19 protein-coding genes are annotated in these 20,632 nt (G+C 58.2%); 4 read left to right on the plus strand and 15 right to left on the minus strand.

The window, feature by feature from the left end:
• Positions 1–6 precede the first annotated feature (6 nt).
• Positions 7–927, minus strand: a complete 921-nt coding sequence (nhaR, locus tag VNZ60_RS24585) for a transcriptional activator NhaR (RefSeq protein ID WP_325663940.1) — start codon at positions 925–927, stop codon at positions 7–9.
• Positions 928–1,025: 98 nt separating this feature from the next.
• Here nhaR and VNZ60_RS24590 point away from each other — a divergent pair, with 98 nt between their 5' ends.
• The 3 genes from VNZ60_RS24590 to VNZ60_RS24600 all read left to right on the plus strand — a co-directional run bounded on the left by VNZ60_RS24590 (position 1,026) and on the right by VNZ60_RS24600 (position 2,423).
• A complete protein-coding gene (locus tag VNZ60_RS24590; protein WP_325663941.1) occupies positions 1,026–1,379 on the plus strand; it encodes an HPF/RaiA family ribosome-associated protein in 354 nt (117 codons plus the stop codon).
• 17 nt (positions 1,380–1,396) lie between these two features.
• On the plus strand, positions 1,397–2,083 hold the full coding sequence (locus VNZ60_RS24595) for a Bax inhibitor-1/YccA family protein (protein WP_325663943.1): 687 nt from the start codon (positions 1,397–1,399) through the stop codon (positions 2,081–2,083).
• A gap of 61 nt (positions 2,084–2,144) precedes the next feature.
• Positions 2,145–2,423 (plus strand): TFIIB-type zinc ribbon-containing protein, encoded by a 279-nt coding sequence (locus VNZ60_RS24600; RefSeq protein WP_325663945.1) that lies wholly within the window; start codon positions 2,145–2,147, stop codon positions 2,421–2,423.
• A gap of 86 nt (positions 2,424–2,509) precedes the next feature.
• On the opposite strand, the gene VNZ60_RS24605 is transcribed toward VNZ60_RS24600, so the two are convergent.
• From VNZ60_RS24605 to VNZ60_RS24645, 9 genes are all read right to left on the minus strand, one after another.
• Positions 2,510–4,819 (minus strand): NADP-dependent malic enzyme, encoded by a 2,310-nt coding sequence (locus tag VNZ60_RS24605; protein ID WP_325663947.1) that lies wholly within the window; start codon positions 4,817–4,819, stop codon positions 2,510–2,512.
• 194 nt (positions 4,820–5,013) lie between these two features.
• Positions 5,014–5,478, minus strand: coding sequence for an RES family NAD+ phosphorylase (locus VNZ60_RS24610; RefSeq protein ID WP_325663949.1), 465 nt, complete (start codon positions 5,476–5,478; stop codon positions 5,014–5,016).
• A complete protein-coding gene (gene parS / locus VNZ60_RS24615; RefSeq protein ID WP_325663950.1) occupies positions 5,475–6,035 on the minus strand; it encodes a type II RES/Xre toxin-antitoxin system antitoxin in 561 nt (186 codons plus the stop codon). The genes VNZ60_RS24610 and parS overlap by 4 nt, the downstream gene beginning before the upstream one ends.
• A gap of 115 nt (positions 6,036–6,150) precedes the next feature.
• Positions 6,151–6,594, minus strand: coding sequence for a dihydroneopterin aldolase (locus tag VNZ60_RS24620; protein ID WP_325663951.1), 444 nt, complete (start codon positions 6,592–6,594; stop codon positions 6,151–6,153).
• The gene (locus VNZ60_RS24625; RefSeq protein WP_325663953.1) at positions 6,591–7,199 is read right to left on the minus strand and encodes a sarcosine oxidase subunit gamma; all 609 of its coding nucleotides are present in this window, start codon (positions 7,197–7,199) and stop codon (positions 6,591–6,593) included. The genes VNZ60_RS24620 and VNZ60_RS24625 overlap by 4 nt, the downstream gene beginning before the upstream one ends.
• Positions 7,189–10,203 carry a sarcosine oxidase subunit alpha family protein gene (locus VNZ60_RS24630; protein ID WP_325664154.1) on the minus strand — a complete coding sequence of 1,005 codons (3,015 nt, stop codon included), beginning with the start codon at positions 10,201–10,203 and terminating at the stop codon, positions 7,189–7,191. Before VNZ60_RS24630 ends, VNZ60_RS24625 begins: the two co-directional genes overlap by 11 nt.
• Positions 10,204–10,214: 11 nt before the next feature.
• A complete protein-coding gene (locus VNZ60_RS24635) occupies positions 10,215–10,499 on the minus strand; it encodes a sarcosine oxidase subunit delta (RefSeq protein WP_325663955.1) in 285 nt (94 codons plus the stop codon).
• A 37-nt stretch (positions 10,500–10,536) separates the two neighbouring features.
• A complete protein-coding gene (locus VNZ60_RS24640) occupies positions 10,537–11,781 on the minus strand; it encodes a sarcosine oxidase subunit beta family protein (protein WP_325663957.1) in 1,245 nt (414 codons plus the stop codon).
• Between the two features lie 90 nt (positions 11,782–11,871).
• Positions 11,872–13,263 carry an L-serine ammonia-lyase gene (locus VNZ60_RS24645; RefSeq protein ID WP_325663959.1) on the minus strand — a complete coding sequence of 464 codons (1,392 nt, stop codon included), beginning with the start codon at positions 13,261–13,263 and terminating at the stop codon, positions 11,872–11,874.
• 504 nt (positions 13,264–13,767) lie between these two features.
• Between VNZ60_RS24645 and VNZ60_RS24650 the strand changes: the two genes are divergently transcribed.
• On the plus strand, positions 13,768–14,856 hold the full coding sequence (locus VNZ60_RS24650) for a threonine aldolase family protein (RefSeq protein WP_325663960.1): 1,089 nt from the start codon (positions 13,768–13,770) through the stop codon (positions 14,854–14,856).
• A gap of 57 nt (positions 14,857–14,913) precedes the next feature.
• Here VNZ60_RS24650 and fdhA read toward each other — a convergent pair whose 3' ends face one another.
• The 5 genes from fdhA to VNZ60_RS24675 all read right to left on the minus strand — a co-directional run bounded on the left by fdhA (position 14,914) and on the right by VNZ60_RS24675 (position 20,587).
• Positions 14,914–16,116, minus strand: a complete 1,203-nt coding sequence (gene fdhA / locus VNZ60_RS24655; protein ID WP_325663962.1) for a formaldehyde dehydrogenase, glutathione-independent — start codon at positions 16,114–16,116, stop codon at positions 14,914–14,916.
• 58 nt (positions 16,117–16,174) lie between these two features.
• A complete protein-coding gene (locus VNZ60_RS24660) occupies positions 16,175–17,089 on the minus strand; it encodes a choline ABC transporter substrate-binding protein (RefSeq protein ID WP_325664156.1) in 915 nt (304 codons plus the stop codon).
• Between the two features lie 168 nt (positions 17,090–17,257).
• On the minus strand, positions 17,258–18,361 hold the full coding sequence (locus VNZ60_RS24665) for a GlxA family transcriptional regulator (protein WP_325664158.1): 1,104 nt from the start codon (positions 18,359–18,361) through the stop codon (positions 17,258–17,260).
• A gap of 146 nt (positions 18,362–18,507) precedes the next feature.
• Complete coding sequence (gene choW / locus VNZ60_RS24670) at positions 18,508–19,404, minus strand: choline ABC transporter permease subunit (protein ID WP_414648969.1); 897 nt, start codon at positions 19,402–19,404, stop codon at positions 18,508–18,510.
• Positions 19,397–20,587: a quaternary amine ABC transporter ATP-binding protein gene (locus VNZ60_RS24675; protein WP_325663964.1), complete on the minus strand. Its 1,191-nt coding sequence runs from the start codon at positions 20,585–20,587 to the stop codon at positions 19,397–19,399. The genes choW and VNZ60_RS24675 overlap by 8 nt, the downstream gene beginning before the upstream one ends.
• Positions 20,588–20,632: the final 45 nt, after the last annotated feature.

Below are 20,632 nucleotides of genomic sequence, written 5' to 3' on the forward strand. Positions count from 1 at the left end.
CATTGTTCATTTACGTCTAGCCGGCGTGAAAACCCTGCCATGTATCGCCGACAAAATCGCCTCAACCGCCGGGTGCTTGATCTTGCGTTCATTCGATACCGCATAAAATTGCTCATGCACCTGATCCAGTTCGCCAATCAGCACGGCGCCAAATTGTTCCTCGACGTCTGCGGCGAGCGCGAACGGTGCTGGAAACAGGCCCAGGCCGCTACGGCCGAAGGTATTCAGGAGTGCATTGTCGTCAAATTCGCCAACCACGTCCGGCCGCAGATTGCGCGATTCGAACCAGTGATCGATGCGGCCGCGAATCAGGTTATTGCGCGTCGGCAGTAGCATGGGGGCACCGCTCAGGCTGGCAGGAAATTTTGCGCGATAGCGCTTTGCCAGTTCCGTGCTGCCAAACAGCGCGATGTCGCTTTCACCAAGCAAATGGCTGAATACCCGCAGCGCGGTGCCGGAAGGCGCCGGCCTGTCGGTCAGCACGACATCCAGTTTGTGCATGCTCAGATCGGCCAGCAAAGACTCGAATTTATCCTCGTAACACACTAGTTTTACCCGTTGCGGCAGCCGTAAGGCGGCTTCCAGCAGGCGTGAAGAAATGAGTTTCGGCAACGAATCCGAAATACCGACCGCCAGTCGCATGGTGGGTTCATCTTCGGCTGCGGCCAGCGCATCCTGCATCTGCTCACCCAACAGGAAAATCTGATCGGCATAACCTAGCGCCAAGCGTCCCGCCTCGGTCAACACCAGGCGCCGTCCCTGCGGCGCCAGCAGCGACTTTCCTACCGCCAGCTCAAGCAGGGAAAGCTGGGTGCTGACGGTTTGCACCGCCAGCCCCAGGCGCTCGGCGGCACGCGTTACGCTGCCTTCTTTGGCCACTACCCAAAAATAATGGAGATGCCGAAAATTCAATCCCGATGATTTCATTGTTCTGTTTTTCAGAAGTAATTCTTCGATTATCTTCGCTTTTTAAAGTCATGTCGCGGCTATATGATGGCTTTTCCTAAAACGAACTGGAGTCTTTGATGAAACCGACGATCGTTGCAAAAAACGTAAAACTCAGCCGCGGACTGCGCGAGTACGTGATCCGCCGCCTGAGCCTGGCGCTCGACAGAAAGCGATACAGCATCCGGGCAGTGAAGGTGCGCATCAGCGATCAAAACGGCCCCAAGGGCGGCATCGACAAACATTGCCAGATTCACCTGACGCTGCCGGGCCTGCCGCCTGTGGTTGTCACGGAAAAGGGCCGCGATGTCGCCGCCATGGTCGATCAGGCTGCACATCGCGCCGCACAGGCGATAGACCGGCTGCTGTCGCGCGCGAAATCGATTTCTCATACCAGATACACGGTGCCGATAAGCGAAGCATCGCTCATTTAATTTTACGAAGGAACATCATGAATAACCGTTACAACACACTCAGAAACAACAACGCCAGGTATTCCGCCACCACGGTGATGGATGGCGCTGCCCGTCAGGTCTTGCGCAACACCTACCTGCTGTTATCGCTATGCCTGGGCTTCAGCGCGATCGTCGCCGCCGCCTCGGTTGCCTTCAGCCTGCCTGCTCCCGGCATCATCATTACCCTGGCTGGCTATTTCGGCTTGCTGTTTCTGGTGACCAAATATCGTGACCGCGGCCTCGGCGTCGGACTGGTGTTCGCGCTGACCGGTTTCATGGGCTACACCTTGGGGCCGATCATCAGCCATTACCTGAACCTGCCCAACGGCGGCCTGACCGTGATGATGGCGCTGGCCGGTACTGCCATCATTTTCCTGGGAATGTCGGCTTATGCGCTGGTCACCAAGCGTGATCTGTCCTTCCTGGGCGGCATGCTGACGGTCGGCGTGCTGGTGGCTTTCGTTGCCGGTCTGGCGGCGATTTTCTTCAGCATTCCAGCCTTGTCGCTGACCGTATCCGCGGTGTTCGTGCTGCTGATGTCGGGCATGATCCTGTTCGAAACCAACAATATCGTGCGCGGCGGCGAGACCAATTATGTGATGGCCACCGTCAGCCTGTTCGTATCGATTTTCAACCTGTTCACCAGCCTCTTGCAGTTGCTGGGATTTGCCAACAAAGAGTAAGCCGCACGGCAGGCTCAGCAAGACCTGCCGGCATTACGTTTGAATAATATGGAGAGTGCCTATGTATTGCCCTGTATGTAAAGACAAAGAGCTTGTGATGAGCGAACGTCAAAGTATCGAGATCGATTATTGTCCAGGCTGCCGCGGGGTCTGGCTGGACCGTGGCGAACTGGACAAGATCATTCAGCAATCTACACAGGAAATGGCGCGCGCCAGCGTACCACCGACTGCACCCGCGCGGCATCAACCCGAGTATCGCTCTGGACATCACGGATCGCAATACGACGATTATCGCCGGCCTAAAAAGAAGGAGAGTTTCTGGCAGGAGCTGTTCGACTGACAGTTCGGCAGTTCGTACGAAAATCGGGATTTAATTAGTTGGGGGACAGAGTCAAGCACTGTGGCTGAACTCTGTCCCTCAATCACTTACGCTTCCTGCTTGGCAGAGATAGCGTTCGCCACCACCAGCGCAGTCATGTTGACCACCCGGCGCACCGTCGCCGATGGATTCAAGATGTGCACCGGAGCTGCAGCACCGAGCAGCACCGGACCCACCGTAACGCCCTGACCACCGGTCATCTTCAACACGTTGAACAGGATATTGGCGGCGTCCAGGTTCGGTGTCACCAGCACGTTTGCGTCGCCGCTCAGGGTCGATTTCGGCAGGAACTGCGCCCTCACCTCTGCACTCAAGGCGGCGTCGCCATGCATCTCGCCATCGGCTTCGACCTCCGGCATGCGCTTGACGAACAAGTCGCGCGCGGCGCGCATTTTCTTGGCCGACGGCCGGCTGCTGGAGCCGAACATCGAATGCGACAGGAACGCCACCTTGGGTGGCACGCCGAAGCGTTTTACTTCTTCCACCGCCATCGCCGCGATATCGGCCAGTTGCTCGGCGTCCGGATCATCATTGACGAAAGTATCGGCGATAAACAAGGTGTGTTTATCCAGCACCAGGCCGTTCATGGTGGCGAAACACTTGGCGCCTTCACGCAGGCCGATGATATCGCTCACATGTTCCAGATGACTATCGAAACGTCCCACCAGGCCGCACAGCATGCCGTCGGCGTCGCCCAGCTTGACCAGCAGCGAGGCGATGGTGGTATTCGAGCGGCGCAAGGTCGATTTCGCCATCTCGGGCGTGACACCGTCGCGCGCCTTGATCTCGTGATAGGTTTCCCAGTATTGGCGGAAACGCACGTCGTCTTCCGGATTGACCAGTTCGAAATCGCGGCCGGCCTGCAAACGCAAACCGGCGCGCTTGATGCGGGCTTCGATCACCGCCGGGCGGCCGATCAGGATAGGCCGCACCAGCTTCTCTTCCAACGCGATCTGCACCGCACGCAACACCCGTTCATCTTCACCCTCGGCGTAGACGATGCGTTGCGGTTCGCCGCGCGCCGCCAGGAACACCGGGCGCATGAACATGCCGGTGTGGCTGACGAAACGCATCAGCGACTGGCGATAGGCTTCCATATCCTTGATCGGACGTGTCGCCACGCCAGACTCTTCGGCAGCACGCGCCACCGCTGGCGCGATACGCAAGATCAAACGTGAATCGAAAGGTTTCGGAATGATGTATTCCGGGCCGAAATGCAATTCCTGGCCGGCATAAGCAGAAGCCACTTCTTCGCTGATTTCAGCCTTGGTCAGATCGGCAATCTCGCGCACGCACGCGACTTTCATCGCCTCCGTGATGCTGGTGGCGCCGCAGTCCAGAGCGCCGCGGAAAATGTAAGGGAAACACAGCACGTTGTTGACCTGGTTCGGATAATCCGAACGGCCAGTGGCGATAATGCAATCCGGCCGCGCGGCCAGCGCCAGCTCGGGACGGATTTCCGGTTCCGGATTGGCCAGCGCCAGGATGATAGGCTGTGAGCCCATGGTCTTGACCATTTCCTGGCTCAGCACGCCGGGCGCGGAACAGCCGAGGAATACATCGGCGTCGACAATGGCGTCGGCCAGGGTGCGGGCGTTGGTGGCTTGCTGATAGCGCTGCTTGGACACATCCAGCTTGTCTTCACGCTTATCGTGGATCACGCCACGCGAATCGCACACGAAAATATTTTCGCGCTTGACGCCCAGTTCGACCATCAGGTCCAGGCAGGCAATCGCCGCCGCGCCGGCGCCAGAGGCCACCAGCTTGACTTCACCGATCTTCTTGTTGACCAGTTCCAAGCCGTTCAGCAAGGCTGCCGACGAAATGATGGCGGTACCGTGCTGATCATCGTGAAAGACCGGGATCTTCATGCGCTCGCGCAGCTTCTTTTCGATATAGAAACATTCCGGCGCCTTGATATCTTCCAGGTTGATGCCGCCCAGCGTCGGCTCCAGCGCGGCGATGATCTCGACCAGCTTGTCCGGATCGCGCTCGGCCAGTTCGATGTCGAACACATCGATGCCGGCAAAATTATGGAACAGACAGCCCTTGCCTTCCATCACCGGCTTGCCGGCCAGCGGCCCGATATCGCCCAGGCCAAGCACTGCAGTGCCATTGGTGACCACGCCCACCAGATTGGCGCGCGAGGTGTATTCCACCGCCATCTCCGGATCTTCGTGGATCGCCAGGCAGGCATAGGCGACGCCGGGCGAGTACGCCAGCGACAGGTCGCGCTGGTTCGACAAAGGTTTGGTTGGCACCACGGCGATCTTGCCGCGCGTCGGGCTGCGATGATATTCGAGCGCAGCGTCGCGCAGGGCCTGTTCGGCCGCAGAAAGAGTGGTTGGGGTGCTCATTGATGGTCTCCTGGGTACGCTAGTGAAAATTAGTTGGCAGCGACATTAGCACAATGTCCATCGATTCGGTTTCTCGGTGACCGATATCTCTGCGCTTGAAGATGCTTTTGGGAAACGAAATTATTCTGTGAGGTGGCGGTTTGAAAAATGTGACTCATGGCAAATGGTAGACGAATCCCGCGCAACTTGCAGCATCACTTTGTTTTGAACATGCGCGCATCAAAAGTGAATTCTCGCTCAATTGTCAGGACCACTTCGGCATACCTGTCGTGCCTGGGGTTGATGACGGCATTTGTTGCTTCGGGAATAATGGCGGAGGGCAAAAACATGACTAACTGACTTGCCGATGCTAGCCATTGCCGGCCGAATTCCTGGGCCCCAGCCGGAGCCGGCAAGTCAGACCAGTCTTTGGGAAGTGTTGCTAGCGACGGCTGGACGAACAGCTTCTTATCGTCCGGCACTTCGATAGACACAAGTACCAGAGGCGGCGGCGGCGCCCCATCCAGGTGAACAAATTTTTCCAGTGCGCAAATTTCTATCGTCGCGCCCGCATACATAGCAGGGTAAGAAATTGGATTCCAGCGCCCGCCGTATTGCCTGGCGCCGTCGCATCGTTTATCGAGCGCCCACTTGCGCGTTGTGATACGCCATAATTTCATGCAACGCCGCCGGTCTCGATGGCATTGAGCACTTGGCGCACAGCTACAGCACCTGGTTCAGTGTCCATCAAATCCAGCGGTGCGGCATCGCCAAGGGCACGGTTAGGCCGACGCATCCACTCGATGGCCGAATCTTTGTCTGCGAAGACCTCGATCGCCATACGGGTTACCGTCCCCATTCTGTATACGCGCTCGGTGGCTGCTGAATCTATCTTCGATTGATTTTTTTCAAGCCGGCTAGCAGTCGTTGCCGGGACCTGAGCAATAGTCTGGATTCGGGCGTCAGAAACACCGAGAAAGCTGCTGGCCGCTTTCAATACCTGCGCCGGATATCCTTCCCTGATCACCTTGACGGCCGCAAAACCGGCCATAGGTTTGCCTGACACAATCTGCTTAAATATATCAGCGCCATGCGGTTTTGATACGCGTTGAATCACAACATATTCCGCGGCTGAGGATTGCGCCACCCTGCTATCTTCTTGGCTAGCCTTGACGACACTTGAGCGGCGCTTTTTTGAAATGCCGTGCTTTTCAATAGCAGATTTTCCGACAGACATGATATTTCTCCATTTGACGATTGATAATACTCCAAATGGAGATGCTTACAAGTGCTGAGTTATCTCCGTGATAAAACGGCAGAGATGTAGCTCAGCTCTTTCTCTGCATCATTGTTCAAGCTGCCACGCTGCTCTCCAAGGGCTGTTGCAGCAACATGGTTTCATAACTCCAGCGGCTCCAGCTTGAAGCCACCCCCAGGCGTGCCGTGTTGGGGCGGATCTTGGGTTTATGGATCGCGACGCGGATTTCATCGAGCATCGGGAATTCCCGGAACGACAAGCTGGCGACTTCGGACGCCAGCGTCTCCAGCAATCGGGTATGCGGCTTGTCTTGCAGGAAAGTCGTGACCACGCTGCAGTAATGATCGTAGTCGATCACCGAAGCGGCGTTGTCGTCATGCTGGCCGCTGCCGCCGGTGCGATAGGACAACTCGATATCCAGTTCGACCGCCTGCGGCTTTTCATGTTCATGCGGATGCAGGCCGATGCGGGTCGTCACCGACAAACCTTCGACGAAGATTTGCCAGCGTACGCCGCTGGCGATGTTTTCATTTTTCATCGCAGGTATTCCTGGCAGGCATCTAATAAAATACGGCCGAAATAATCGGAAAAGCTGCGGCGGATGATCAGCTCATAAGCGCCGTCGGCCAGCGGCCGCAGCAAGACGCCGGTTTTGAAGTAATGGCTTTGGGCGCATTGGCCGAGCGCGAACACAGCAGGATGGAAATCCAGCGGGCAGCCTTTCTGCAATACCTCGCGCGCCTTCACGCCGCTGAGCACCAGGCTGGTATTGCCGCTGCTGACATCCACCACCGAGGCAAACTGCCCAGCCAGCGCGCCGGCCAGATCGGCGCAAAGCGTGGGCAAGCGCGGTTCTTTTGACTGGATCAGCCATTCATTGGGCGCCAGCCAGTAGATGGTGAATTGCTCGCTCTCGGCTAGCGTATTGGGTTGCAGCGGCAGGGCTGCGCCGGTGAGGCTCTTGACTGCTTTCAGGAGCACGGCCGAATCCGCTTCACCCTTGAGGTTGATCAATTCGAGGAAAGGTTTTTCCTCCATGCTGACCGCCTGGTTGGCGCCAACCGCTAGCGGCGCCAGCAACTGCGTCAGTTCGGTGAAAGGCGACTCTTGCTGCACCTGGAAAAGCTGGGTTTCATTCAACATGTTGACGGACTCCTTCTGCATCGTAAAACACCAGGCTGCTGATCTTGGCCGCAAGATTGCGGCCATTTGCCAGCGGAATACTGACTTCCTGCCCCATCTTGTTCAGGCCGCCCTTGATCAGCGCGAAGGCAATTGAGCGCTGCAGGATCGGGCTGAAATAACTGGAAGTGACATGGCCGATCATGTTGGCAATCGGTTCGTTGCTCGGCTCCGCCAGGATCTGGCTGCCTTCCGGCAGGACGAAATTCTTATCCTCGCTCAACAGTCCGACCAGTTGCTTGCGGTCGTCGCGCGCGGTATCGGAGCGCGTCAAGGAACGCTTGCCGAGGAAATCCTTGGACTTGGCGACCAGGCCGCCCATGCCCAGATCAAACGGCGTTACCGAACCGTCGGTATCCTGGCCGACGATGATGTAGCCTTTTTCTGCGCGCAGCACGTGCATGGTCTCGGTGCCGTAAGGGGTGATATCGAACTCCTTGCCGGCTTCGATGATCGCATCCCAGATGGCGCGCCCCATGTTGGCCGGCACGTTCACCTCATACGACAATTCGCCGGAAAAGCTGATCCGCATGATGCGAGTGAATACGCTGTTGATGCTGCCTTCGCGGAACGACATGAAAGGAAAATTCTGGTTGGAGAAATCGATGTCCTTACACACCTTCTGCAACACACGCCGGGCGTTCGGGCCGACCACGGCGAAGGTCGCGAAGTGATCGGTGACCGAGGTCAGGTTGACTTTCAGATGCGGCCATTCGGTTTGCAACCAGCGCTCCATCCAGTCCAGCACACGCGCCGCGCCGCCGGTGGTGGTGCTCATCAGGAAATGCTGTTCGCCCAGGCGCACCGTGACGCCATCGTCGAACACCATACCGTTTTCGTCCAGCATCAAACCGTAGCGGCACTTGCCGACTTCCAGCTTGTTCCATGGATTGGTGTAGATCCAGTTGAGCAAGGTCACCGCATCCGGTCCCTGCACATCGATCTTGCCCAGGGTCGAGGCATCCAGGATGCCGACGCTGTTGCGCGCCGCCAGGCATTCACGCGCTACCGCGGCGTGCAGATCTTCCTTGCCGCGTGGGTAGTACCAGGGCCGCTTCCAGTTGCCGACATCTTCAAACAAGGCGCCCTGCTCCTGGTGCCAGGGATGGATGCAGGTCTTGCGTATCGGTGTCAGGAACTCACCCAGCTCGCGCCCGGCTACCGTACCGAAAGTCACCGGCGTGTAGTTCGGACGGAAGGTAGTGGTGCCGGTTTGCGGAATGGTCTTGCCCAGCACTTCCGCCAGGATCGCCATACCGTTGATATTGCCGAGCTTGCCTTGATCGGTGCCGAAGCCGAGCGCGGTGTAGCGCTTGACGTGTTCCACCGAGTGATAACCCTCGCGCGCCGCCAGATAGATATCCGCCGCCGAAACGTCATTCTGATAATCGACAAACTGCTTGGGGCCACGCCCCACATGCTTGCGATCGCCCACCAGCCACAAGGGCATGATGGCGGCCTCGGCCAGTTCCGCCACTTTCCAGCTGGGCAGCGCCACCGGCTTCAAGCCGACTGCAAGCATCGCCTGCTGTGCCGCCAAAGCACCGTCGCGCAAGGCTCCGCTCAGGCTGAAATCGCCATTGGCGGCGCCGGCGCTGGTTTCCTTTTGCATCGCCGAACCCGGCACAAAACAGGCTTTATCGTTGTTCCAGTGCGCCTTGCCGCCGGACTGCGCGAACAGATGAATCACCGGATTCCAGCCGCCCGACATGCCCAGCAAATCGCAGGCAATCGAGGTAATGAACTGTCCCGGCACACCATCCTGATGGCGCGCCACTTCCACCATCTTGACATGACGGCCGCCGCTGGCGGTCACCACCACGGCGTCGTTGATGATGTTGACGCCTTGCCGTCTGGCGGCTGCCGGCAAACTGTTGCCGTTGCTATCATTGGCGGCACGCGGATCGACCACCGTCACCTCGGCGCCGTTGCTCTTCAAATCCAGCGCAGTCTGGTAAGCATCGTCATTGTTGGTGAAGATCACCGCCTTGCGCCCCGGCAGCACACCATAGCGATGGATGTAGGTTGACACCGCCGACGCCAGCATGATGCCGGGCAAATCGTTATTGCCGAACACAATCGGCCTCTCATGCGCGCCGGTGGCCAGTATCACGTGTTTGGCGCGTACCTTCCACAGCCGTTCGCGTACCGCGCCGCGCGCCGCCAGCGGCAAGTGCTCGCTCAGGCGCTGGGTCACGGTCAGCAGATTGTGATCCTGATAGCCGAACACGGTGCTGCGCGACAAAATCGTCACCTCCGGCGAACACCGCAAATCCGCTGCTATCTTGGCGACCCAGGCTGCGGCCGGCAAGCCGTCAATCACGGCCGGCCCGGACAGCAGGCTGCCGCCCAGTTCCGCCTGATCGTCAACCAGCACCACCCGCGCGCCAGAACTGGCGGCGACCCAGGCTGCCGCCAGCCCGGCCGGGCCGGCGCCAGCCACCAGCACATCGCAATGGGCGTAGGTTTTTTCGTAGCGGTCCGGATCAAGTGCGGTCGGCGCCTTGCCGAAGCCGGCCGCTTCACGTATCACTTCTTCGTATTTGCCCCACCAGCTGCGCGGCCACTTGAATGTCTTGTAATAAAAGCCAGCCGGGATGAAACGGGCAAACAGTTGGGTCACCGCCATCCGGTCGTTCTCGATGCTGGGGCTGGCGTTGACGCTGCTCGCGCTCAAACCCTGATACAACTCGATTTCAGTGGCGCGGGCGTTAGGCACCGTGTACGCACCGGTTTCCAGTTGCACCAACGCATTCGGTTCTTCCACGCCGGCGGTGACGATGCCGCGCGGCCGATGGTATTTCCAGCTGCGCGCCACAAAATGCACGCCATTCGCCAGCAGCGCCGAAGCCAGCGTGTCGCCTTGGTAGCCTTGATAACTCTTACCGTTAAAGGTAAAACCGAGCGCGGCGCCGCGATCTATCCTGCCGCCGCTCTTGAGACGATGGGTTTGACTGTTGCTCATGTGGTTATTGCTCATGTAGCGCTCCCTGTTGCAGTCTTCTCGCCGAATTTGCTGTAGCCGAGGAATTCATAAGTAACGGTATCGCGCTCGGCCATGAACCAGCGCCGGCAGCCATGGCTGTGCAGCCACTGCTCGCGGTGTACGCCACGCGGATTCTTGCGCATGAACAGATAGTCGCCCCATGCTTCATCGCTGATATTTTCGGTGTCCAGCGGACGCGCGATGTCGGCTTCGCCGCCGCAATGGAATTCACTCTCGGCGCGCGGCCCGCACCAAGGGCAGGTAATCAATAACATGGTGGATCTCCAGGGAGGTGGCAGGTTAAGTCTGGACTCAGTGAGCGACAGCGGCGGCGCCGTGTTCGTCGATCAGATGGCCGTTGTAGAAACGGTCTAGTGCAAACGGCGCATTCAAGGGGTGCGGGTTATCGTTGGCGATGGTGTGGGCGAACACCCAGCCCGAACCCGGCGTCGCCTTGAAACCGCCGGTGCCCCAGCCGCAATTGAAATACAGCCCCTTGACAGGCGTCTTGGAAATGATCGGGCAGGCATCCGGCGAGACATCCACAATCCCGCCCCACTGCCGGTTCATGCGCACCCGGCTCAACACCGGGAACATTTCGACAATCGCCTGCAGCGTTCCTTCGATTACGTGATAACTGCCGCGCTGGCCGTAACCGGTGTATTGATCGACGCCGGCGCCGATCACCAGGTCACCTTTATCCGACTGGCTGATATAGGCGTGCACCGCATTCGACATCACCACCGTATCGATGATCGGCTTGATCGGTTCCGACACCAGCGCCTGCAACGGGTGGCTTTCCAGCGGCAGGCGGATATCCGCCATGGCCGCCAGCACGCTGGAATGGCCGGCCGCTACCACCGCCACTTTCTTGGCTTTGATAAAACCTTTGACGGTATCGACCCCGGTCACCGCGCCATTCTCGCGCCGAATCCCGGTGACGCCGCAATTCTGCAAGATATCGACGCCACGCTCGTCGGCGCCACGAGCGAAACCCCAGGCCACCGCATCATGCCGGGCAACCCCGCCACGGCGCTGGAACGACGCGCCCAGCACCGGATAGTGGCTGTTGAGATTAATGATAGGAACGATTTCCTTGACCTGCGCCGGCGTCAGCCATTCGGCGTCGACGCCGTTGAGACGGTTGGCGTTGATGCGGCGATCGGTATCGCGCACGTCTTGCAAGGTGTGCGCCAGGTTCATCACGCCGCGCTGGCTGAACATGACGTTATAGTTCAAGTCCTGCGACAAGCCTTCCCATAGCTGCATGGCTTTTTCATACAGCATGGCCGACTCGTCCCACAGATAGTTCGAGCGCACGATGGTGGTGTTACGGGCAGTGTTGCCGCCGCCGATCCAGCCTTTTTCAATCACGGCGATATTGCGCAAGCCGTGCTCCTTGGCCAGATAATAGGCTGTGGCCAAGCCATGGCCGCCGCCGCCGACGATGACGATGTCGTATTCCTTTTTCGGTTCCGGACTTTTCCAGGCGCGCTGCCAGTTCTCATGATAGGAGAGTCCATTGCGGATCAAGCTGAATATCGAATAATTACTCATACACCCCTCATAATTCCTGAACCATTGTTGTCGCCGACTAGTGGGCTGTAACAGCCGAATCTTGCGTTGGTTGTTACAGTCCGCCAGGACTCAGCACTCGATAACATTTACAGCCAATCCACCACGCGATGTTTCTTTGTATTTTGTCTTCATGTCGGCCCCGGTTTGCATCATGGTCTTGATCACTTTATCCAGCGACACATAATGTTTGCCGTTACCGCGCAACGCCATGCGGGCAGCGTTGATCGCCTTCACCGCGCCCATTGCATTGCGTTCTATGCAGGGAATCTGCACCAGTCCGCCGACCGGATCGCAGGTCATGCCGAGGTTGTGTTCCATGCCGATTTCGGCAGCGTTCTCGATCTGCTCGGTGCTGCCGCCCAACACTGCCGCCAGCGCCCCTGCCGCCATCGAACAAGCAACCCCGACTTCACCCTGGCAGCCGACTTCAGCGCCGGAGATCGAAGCGTTTTCCTTGTAGATCAGGCCGATCGCCGCCGCCGTCAGCATGAAGGTCATGACGCCATCCAGGTTCGAACCGGGAATGAACTTGGTGTAGTAATGCAGCACCGCCGGCAACACGCCCGCCGCGCCATTGGTGGGTGCGGTGACAATCCGCCCGCCGGCCGCATTTTCTTCATTCACCGCCATCGCATACAGGTTGACCCAGTCGAGCATGGATAAAGGATCGGTGAACGATTCTTCGGAACGGTCTTTCAATTGCCGGTACAACTCGGCGGCACGGCGCTTGACCCGCATCGGTCCGGGTAGTTCGCCGCCGATCGAGCAACCGCGCTTGACCGCCGCCGCCATCACGTCCCAGATACCCAGCAGCTTGGTGCGTACCTCTTCGGCCGAGCGCCAGTGTTTTTCGTTTTCCATCATCAGGGCGGCGATGGTCAGGCCGCTTTCGGCGCACATCCGCAGCAAATCGTCGCCTGAGTGGAACGGATACGGCAGATCACCCTCCGCCTCTACACTGCCGGCCTGGACCAGATTGACGCGCTGGCCTTCCTTGCTGACCACGAAACCGCCGCCGACCGAGTAATATTCTTTTTCCGCGATCACGCTATCGCTGGCATCCAGCGCAACAAAACGCATGCCGTTCGGATGCTGCGGCAATGCCTCGCGACGGAAAAACAGCACGTGCTCCTTTTCCACACAGCCGATCGGATGGCTGCCATTCAACAGCAGTTTTTTAGAGCTGCGGATTTCTGCCAGACGCGGCTCGACATGGTCCGGATCGATGTTATCCGGCAGATTGCCTTCCAGCCCCAGCAGCACCGCCTTGTCGCTGCCATGCCCCTTGCCGGTTGCGCCCAGCGAGCCATACAGCTCAACCCTGACCGCATGCACCGCATCCAGCAGACCGGCGTCATGCAGATGAGCAGCGAAGCGATTGGCGGCAATCATCGGCCCCACCGTATGCGAACTAGAGGGGCCGATGCCGACCTTGAATAAATCGAATGTGCTGATGTTCATAGGAAACTCGATGAAAAACTCTGGCAAAACAAGATAAAACCGTTCATTACAACTCCTTGGTGGGTTGAGGTGGTTCCTCGGCAGAGAGAGGCAGCAGTCAATCCGGGGACACCACAACGCCAGAGTACAGCGCAATAGCCTGATGCTGCGGATGCTGATTCAGCCCGTTACCTTCAGTCAATTGCATTGCTATTCCTTGGCATCATTTTGTCCTTGCACAGGCTGGCCTATTTTCCGTAGCTGACAAGTGTTTGTCCTTTTCCGACATGCGCGACACTTTTAATTTTACGACCAAGTCGCAGACGGGAAGCGATGACTTTTTCTTGTAGGGCACAAGTCAAACCGTGAAACATTATCAATTGGATATTTTTAACTGAAATAGCCAACTTGTCTGTGCGCTGGCCCCTGGCGCCAGCATCTTTTACTGCAGTAAGGAGATGGCGCGGGCGGCGGAAATAGCGAATCCGGGTAAGATGGCAAACTCCCATTCTTAAACCGCAAGATATGTCAAACGCCAATCTACGCAGTCAATGCCATACCTTCTTTTCCGGAAGCTCGCCGCGCCCTGCCGCTCAGGATTTTGCCGAGATGGCGGCCTGGTGCCAGGCACATGACGTCCAGCATGACAGCTACGGCGAAGGCAAGCTGATCCAGGATTTCGAAAACAAGGTTGCCACGCTGCTAGGCTTCGAGGCTGCCCGCTTCGTGATTACCGGAACGCTGGCCCAGAGCGTCGCGCTTCGGCTTGCCTGCCAGGACAGGAACAATCAATTGGTGGCTCTCCATCCGACCGCACATGTATTGCTGCACGAAAGCAGCAACTATCAGCTGCTTGAACATTTCATCTCGCTCAATGTGGGAAGCCCGCAGCGGCCATGGACAGTGGATGATCTCAAAGCCTTGCCGGATCGCCTGGGAGCCGCGCTGTATGAATTGCCAATGCGTGAAATCGGCGCTCAACTACCGGCGTGGGAAGAACTGGACGCGATCAAAGAATACTGTCGTGAACAACATATTCATCTGCATCTGGATGGCGCACGCCTATGGGAAGCGGCTGCCGGGTACGGCAAACCATTGGACAGCGTCACAGCTGGTTTTGATAGCGCATATGTGTCGTTTTACAAGGGGATCGGCGGCCTGGGCGGCGCCATGCTGCTAGGCAATCGCGATTTCATCAGCCGTTCATCAGAATGGATGAAACGCCTGGGCGGCAACGTCTATCAGCGCTCGCCCTACGTGGTGGCAGCTGCGATGCGGCTGAATGACAAGCTGGCGCGCATGCCCGCATATCTGCAACGTACCCGGGATGTATATCAACTGCTGACGCGCTACCCGCTGTGGCAAGTCAATCCGCGGCAGCCGCATTGCAATATGCTGCATCTCTACCTGCCGGTCGCGCGTGAAACGGCGAATGCAGCACGTGACCAGCTAGCCCAGGAGCATGGCGTCTGGCTGTTTGGCGACGCCAGGCATGCAGCCTTGCCGCAGCAGAGCTATGTCGAGTGGTATGTGGGAGAGGCGCTGCTGTCTTTGTCCGACGATCGGATTACCACGATCCTGGATCAGTTCCAGGCGCTGCTCGCAGCCGCGTGACATCGACCGCTGACGGCTCAAAAACCAGCCGTCAGCAGGCAATCAGAGCGGCATCGCTCAGGCAGCTTTTTTCAATAAATGATGCGGATCGATCACGAATTTCTTCGGTGCACCGGCATCGAATTGCTGATAACCGGCAGGAGCCTGATCTAAAGTAATCACTTCGACGCCGACGATATCGGCGATCTTGATCCGATCCCAAAGAATTGCCTGCATCAGCTGCCGGTTGTATTTCATCACCGGCGTCTGCCCGGTGTGGAAGCTATGCGACTTGGCCCAGCCCAGCCCCAGGCGGATGCTCAGGCTGCCGCGCTTGGCGGCGCTGTCGACGGCACCTGGATCGTCGGTCACGTACAAACCCGGGATGCCGATCTTGCCGGCGACACGGGTCACCTCCATCAGTGAATTGAGCACGGTTGCCGGCGCTTCCGCTTGTGCTCCGGCATGGCCATGGCCGCGTGCTTCGAAGCCGACGCAATCAATCGCGCAATCGACCTCGGGCACACCCAGTATCTGAGTGATTTGATCGCTGAGGGAGGCATCGGTGGATAAATCCACGGTTTCAAAACCGACGCTGCGCGCATGGATCAGACGCAGTGGATTGACGTCGCCGACAATCACCACCGCCGCTCCCAGCAGACGCGCCGAGGCAGCAGCAGCCAGGCCGACCGGGCCGGCGCCGGCAACATACACCGTGGCTCCAGGGCCGACGCCAGCCGTGACCGCACCGTGATAACCGGTCGGCAGGATATCCGACAGACAAGTCAGGTCGCGTATCTTGCTCATCGCCTGTTCCTTGTCGGGAAAGCGCAGCAGGTTGAAGTCAGCATAAGGCACCATCACGTACTCGGCCTGGCCACCGATCCAGCCGCCCATGTCGACATAACCGTAAGCGCCGCCGGCGCGCGCCGGGTTGACGGTTTCGCAGACGCCGGTGTGCTGTTCCTTGCAAGTACGGCAGCGGCCGCAGGCAACGTTGAACGGCACTGAAACCAGGTCGCCCTTCTTGATGGTTTCGACGTCGGAACCGCACTCGATCACTTCACCGGTAATTTCATGGCCCAGCACCAGCCCGGCCTGCGCCGTGGTACGGCCGCGCACCATGTGCTGGTCGGAGCCGCAGATATTGGTTGAAACCACTTTCAGAATCACGCCATGCTCGATTTTCTTGCCTTGCGGATTATCCAGTTTGGGAAATGGGATAGCCTGTATTTCGACTTTGCCCTGCTCGATATAAACCACGCCACGATTTTCAGACATTGGGTCTCCTCCTGTCAGGATGTTATTGAGGTTAAAACCAGAAACAAGGGCTACGACATTACAAGCCCAGTGAAGCTTTAACTGCCGGCAAGCCGTCCTTGCCATCGAATGTTTTTACCCCGGCCAGCAGCTTGTCCAGAATCGCAGGATTCTTTTTCAGCCATTCTTTGGCCGCCGTCTTGGGATCGGATTTATCCATGATGTGTCCCATCAGCTGGTTTTCCATATCGGTGGAAAATTGCAGATTGGTCGCCAGCTTGTCGGCGTTGGGGCAGCGCGTGGCATAGTCGGTGGCTGCCACGGTGTAGACTTTTGCTTCGCCGTAATTGGGGCCGAACACATCGTCGCCGCCGCTCAGATAAGAAATCTTTTGCTGCACGTTCATCGGATGCGGCTCCCAGCCCAGGATCACAATCCATTTCTTTTGCTTGACGGCGCGTCCCAGCTCGATCAGCATGCCGGCCTCGCTCGATTCGACCATCTTGAAATTTTTCAGATTGAACTGGTTCTTGCTGATCATGCCCTGAATCACGGCATTGCCGTCATTGCCTGGTTCTATCCCGTAAATCTTGCCGTCCAGTTCCTTGGAGTACTTGGCGATATCGGCAAAAGTCTTGAGCCCGGCGTCGTAGGCGTAAGTTGGCACCGCCAGCGTATATTTGGCGCCGGTCAGATTCGGTGTAGCCAATACCTTGAGCGATTTTTCTTTGAGGAAGGGTGCGATGATCGGGTCCATGGTCGGCGCCCAATAACCGAGAAACAGGTCGATCTGTTTATTCTTCACGCCGGCAAAGGTGATCGGCACCGAGGCGATGGTTTTGGTGGTGTGGTAACCCAGCCCCTCGAACAAGGCAGAAGCGAGGCCGGTGGTAGCGGCAATATCGGTCCAGCCGACATCGGCGAAACGCACGGTCTGGCACGATTTCTGTTCCTGCGCGCGGGTCTGCAGCGGCGCCAGCAAGCTGCACGCCATACCGACGCCGGCAACCATTAAGCTAAATGAACGCATTGTTTTTTCTCCTGTGGCAAAGACGAACTCCGATGCTTGCATCGGCATAAGATGAATGGAAATGCGCTGCGCGCCAGCATAGACAAGAAATTACATCGCATCCGGCTTGTCACCTGGAGCGCAGGCGACATGCTATTGCCTGCCGGCGTCAAGCAGCTGGTCCGCCGCCAGCGGCAAATCGTGCAACTCTTGCAAACCCGGCAAACCCGGCAACGACGGCAAAGTTGACAATTCGTCGACCGCAGACAGGTAGGGATGACGCAGATGCCGTTCGCTGCTGGGAGAACGGCCGAACTGGTTGCGATAGGCTTTGCTGAAATGGCAGGACGACTGGAAGCCGCAAGCCACTGTCACGCTCATGATCGACATGGTGGTCTGCAACAGCAGTTCGCGCGCGCGCCGCAAGCGCAGCTGCAAATAATAATGGGTAGGCGTGACGTCCAGGTAGTACTTGAACATGCGCTGCAACTGGCGCTGCGACAAGCCCACCAGCCGGGCGATTTCTTCAAAGGACAGGGTTTCTTCGATGTGGGTTTCCATCAGCCTGGCGACTTCGATCAACTCTTTGCGGCTGAATCCGAGCCGGGCGGCAATCGGAATATGCTGCTGATAAGCGCCGTCGCGGATACGTTCCAGGATGAACTGCTCGGAAATCTCGGCCGCCAGCGTTTTGCCGTAGCGGTTGGCAGTCAGGTTCAGCATCAGGTCGATCGGCGCGGTGCCGCCGGAACAGGTGAGGCGATCGCGGTCCACCGCAAACAAGCCCTCGGAAAACAATACGCGTGGAAATTCTTCGCGCAGGGCCGAAATATTTTCCCAGTGGATGGCGCACTGATAACCGTTCATCAAACCGGCTTTGACCAGGGCGTAACTGCCGGTGCAGATACCGCCCAGCATCACGTTGCGGCGCGCCAGCTGGGTCAGCATGGCGTTCAGCTTATCGTTGACCGCCTCATGGATCTTGACGCCGCCGCAGACGAACAATATGTCCGGCGTGCCGGCCTGTTCCAGGGTCAGCGTCGGCGTGATCGGTAAGCCGTTGCTGGCCAGCGCCGGCGCGCCGTCGACGCTGATCACCGACCAGCGGTACAAAGTCTGGCGGCTGATGTAGTTAGCCATGCGCAAGACTTCGATCGCACTGGCAAACGCGATCATTGAAAAATTCGGCAAAGTGAGGAAGCCGAAGTGAATTACAGGCGGGACTACCGGCGCAGGCGCCGAGGTCTGCGACTGCATGGATATTGACTGCGGCGCTGGTTTCGAAGCGGCTTGTTGCGAAGACATCTTGCCTCCATCAATGGCTACCGGCGCTGGCGTTCCAGCGCGCGGATCACGTTGCTGCAATTCTTTGCTGCGTTTTTTGTCCTGCCTTCATTCTTCCCTCAGCCAGTCGCCAGCGCAGGACTTTTACGAAACCATTTGCGCAACCGGAAAAAGCGCTGCACCTTGCCGGCTTCCGGCGTGCGGCCGAAGCTTTCGGTAATCCGGTCCAGGATGATCGCCAGCAGCACCACGCTCAGGCCGCTTTCGAAACCGAGGCCGATATCCAGCCGCTGGATACTGGCCAGCACATCATTGCCCAGTCCGCCGGCGCCCACCATCGAGGCAATAATCACCATCGACAGGGCCATCATGATGGTCTGGTTAATGCCGGCCATGATCGACGGCAAGGCATTTGGAAACTGCACCTTGTACAGCAGCTGCCAGCCGGTGCAGCCGAAAGCCTGGCCGGCTTCGACGATCTCGTTGTTGACCTGGCGGATGCCGAGCGCGGTCAGGCGCACCGCCGGCGGCATCGCAAAAATCACGGTGGAGATGATGCCCGGCACCCGGCCCAGGCCGAACATCATGGCCGCCGGAATCAGGTAGACGAAAGCCGGCATGGTTTGCATCAGGTCCAGGATCGGCCGCACCACCATCGCCACCCGCTTACTCTTGGCAGCCCAGACGCCGACCGGAATTCCCAGCACCAGGCTGATCAGCGTCGCCGATATGGTGAGCCCCAGCGTAACGATGGTCTGATCCCAGAAACCGGTGTTGTAGATCACAAAGAAAGACACCACGGTAAACAGCGCAAATTTGAAGCCGACGCGCCAGATGCCCAGCACGATGAAAAATCCCATCAGCAGCCATAACGGCAGGATTTGCAAGCCATGTTCTATGGCTTCGGCAAACCAGCTGATGGCGTTGCCGAAGCTGTCGAAACTATTGCCGTGTTTATCCAGTATGTAATGGACGAACTGGTCGACCCAGTGCCCCAAGGGAATGTGCTCAGACATGCGAACCTCGCGTTTTTGACAATGCTTGGAGAACCATGGATTGACTGATCGCGCCGCAATAGCAGCCATCGCCATCCACCACCGGTAACGGACTGCGGCTGGCGATCAGTTTGCCCATGACGTCTTCCAGGCTGCTGCGATGATGGATCGCCTCGATCCGGTCCAGCACGTTGGCCTGAATCTTGCCGCTGGCGTCGGCATGCAAGCGGGTCGCGACTATGCCCTGCACCTTGCGCGCGGCGTCGACCACGAAGGCGTAATCGGAGCGGCTGCGCTGGTACAAATCGCCGTTCGCATACACCTCGCCGGCGGACGCCACCAGCGGCACCACATTGGCTTGCATCAGGTCGCCGGCGGTGAGATAGCGGTTGGTATCGACGCCGTCGAAAAATGCGCGCACATATTCTTCCGCCGGATTGTCGATGATTTCCTGGGCGCTGCCGACCTGCACCAGCCGGCCGCCCTCCATGATGGCAATCCGGCTGCCGATGCGCAGCGCTTCTTCCAGGTCGTGCGAGACGAAAATAATGGTGCGCCGTTGCTCCTTTTGCAAATCCAGCAGCACGTCCTGCATCTCCTTGCGCTTGAGCGGGTCGAGCGCCGAGAAGGCCTCATCCATGATCATCAGCGATGGATTCACCGACAGCGCCCGGGCCAGACCGACCCGCTGCTGCATGCCGCCCGACAGTTCGCACGGCAGCTTGCTGGCAAAGGCTGCCAGGCCGACCTGTTCGAGTACCGTCATGGTGCGCCGCTCGCGTTCTTTTTTTCCGACGCCGGCCACTTCCAGGCCGAAAGCAGCGTTCGACAGCACGGTACGATGCGGCATCAGTGCAAACGACTGGAACACCATGCTCATGTCGCGCCGGCGCAGCTTGATCAATTGCGAATTCGTCATCTGCGCCACGTTCTGGCCGTCGACCAGGACATTGCCGGCGCTCGGATCGACCAGGCGGTTAATCAGGCGGATCAAGGTCGATTTACCCGAACCGGACAAGCCCATCAACACGAATATCTCGCCCTCCTGGACTTCGAACGAGACATTCTGGACGCCGACCACCTGCCCTGTCTCGGCGAATATCTTATCCTTCGAATGCCCTTTTTCGAGCATGCTTAAGGCCAGTTGCGGGTTATTGCCGAAGACCTTGTACAAACGGTCAACCACTACTTTTGCAGACTTCATCACCTGTCTCCTGATTTAGCATTCGACGATATTGCTACACGGAAG

This window comes from Collimonas sp. (assembly GCF_035566375.1).
GTDB lineage: Bacteria > Pseudomonadota > Gammaproteobacteria > Burkholderiales > Burkholderiaceae_D > Collimonas.

What these genes read in the sequence shown, in the direction of transcription:
- VNZ60_RS24665 (WP_325664158.1), bottom strand. Translation starts at nt 18,361, where the DNA reads ATGCAGTCGCAGACCTCGGCGCCTGCGCCGGTAGTCCCGCCTGTAATT.
- VNZ60_RS24645 (WP_325663959.1), bottom strand. Translation starts at nt 13,263, where the DNA reads ATGAACATCAGCACATTCGATTTATTCAAGGTCGGCATCGGCCCCTCT.
- VNZ60_RS24635 (WP_325663955.1), bottom strand. Translation starts at nt 10,499, where the DNA reads ATGTTATTGATTACCTGCCCTTGGTGCGGGCCGCGCGCCGAGAGTGAA.
- VNZ60_RS24660 (WP_325664156.1), bottom strand. Translation starts at nt 17,089, where the DNA reads ATGGCGTGCAGCTTGCTGGCGCCGCTGCAGACCCGCGCGCAGGAACAG.
- nhaR (WP_325663940.1), bottom strand. Translation starts at nt 927, where the DNA reads ATGAAATCATCGGGATTGAATTTTCGGCATCTCCATTATTTTTGGGTA.
- VNZ60_RS24610 (WP_325663949.1), bottom strand. Translation starts at nt 5,478, where the DNA reads ATGAAATTATGGCGTATCACAACGCGCAAGTGGGCGCTCGATAAACGA.
- VNZ60_RS24625 (WP_325663953.1), bottom strand. Translation starts at nt 7,199, where the DNA reads ATGTTGAATGAAACCCAGCTTTTCCAGGTGCAGCAAGAGTCGCCTTTC.
- VNZ60_RS24600 (WP_325663945.1), top strand. Translation starts at nt 2,145, where the DNA reads ATGTATTGCCCTGTATGTAAAGACAAAGAGCTTGTGATGAGCGAACGT.
- fdhA (WP_325663962.1), bottom strand. Translation starts at nt 16,116, where the DNA reads ATGTCTGAAAATCGTGGCGTGGTTTATATCGAGCAGGGCAAAGTCGAA.
- VNZ60_RS24675 (WP_325663964.1), bottom strand. Translation starts at nt 20,587, where the DNA reads ATGAAGTCTGCAAAAGTAGTGGTTGACCGTTTGTACAAGGTCTTCGGC.
- parS (WP_325663950.1), bottom strand. Translation starts at nt 6,035, where the DNA reads ATGTCTGTCGGAAAATCTGCTATTGAAAAGCACGGCATTTCAAAAAAG.
- choW (WP_414648969.1), bottom strand. Translation starts at nt 19,404, where the DNA reads ATGTCTGAGCACATTCCCTTGGGGCACTGGGTCGACCAGTTCGTCCAT.
- VNZ60_RS24640 (WP_325663957.1), bottom strand. Translation starts at nt 11,781, where the DNA reads ATGAGTAATTATTCGATATTCAGCTTGATCCGCAATGGACTCTCCTAT.
- VNZ60_RS24630 (WP_325664154.1), bottom strand. Translation starts at nt 10,203, where the DNA reads ATGAGCAACAGTCAAACCCATCGTCTCAAGAGCGGCGGCAGGATAGAT.
- VNZ60_RS24590 (WP_325663941.1), top strand. Translation starts at nt 1,026, where the DNA reads ATGAAACCGACGATCGTTGCAAAAAACGTAAAACTCAGCCGCGGACTG.
- VNZ60_RS24650 (WP_325663960.1), top strand. Translation starts at nt 13,768, where the DNA reads ATGTCAAACGCCAATCTACGCAGTCAATGCCATACCTTCTTTTCCGGA.
- VNZ60_RS24605 (WP_325663947.1), bottom strand. Translation starts at nt 4,819, where the DNA reads ATGAGCACCCCAACCACTCTTTCTGCGGCCGAACAGGCCCTGCGCGAC.
- VNZ60_RS24595 (WP_325663943.1), top strand. Translation starts at nt 1,397, where the DNA reads ATGAATAACCGTTACAACACACTCAGAAACAACAACGCCAGGTATTCC.
- VNZ60_RS24620 (WP_325663951.1), bottom strand. Translation starts at nt 6,594, where the DNA reads ATGAAAAATGAAAACATCGCCAGCGGCGTACGCTGGCAAATCTTCGTC.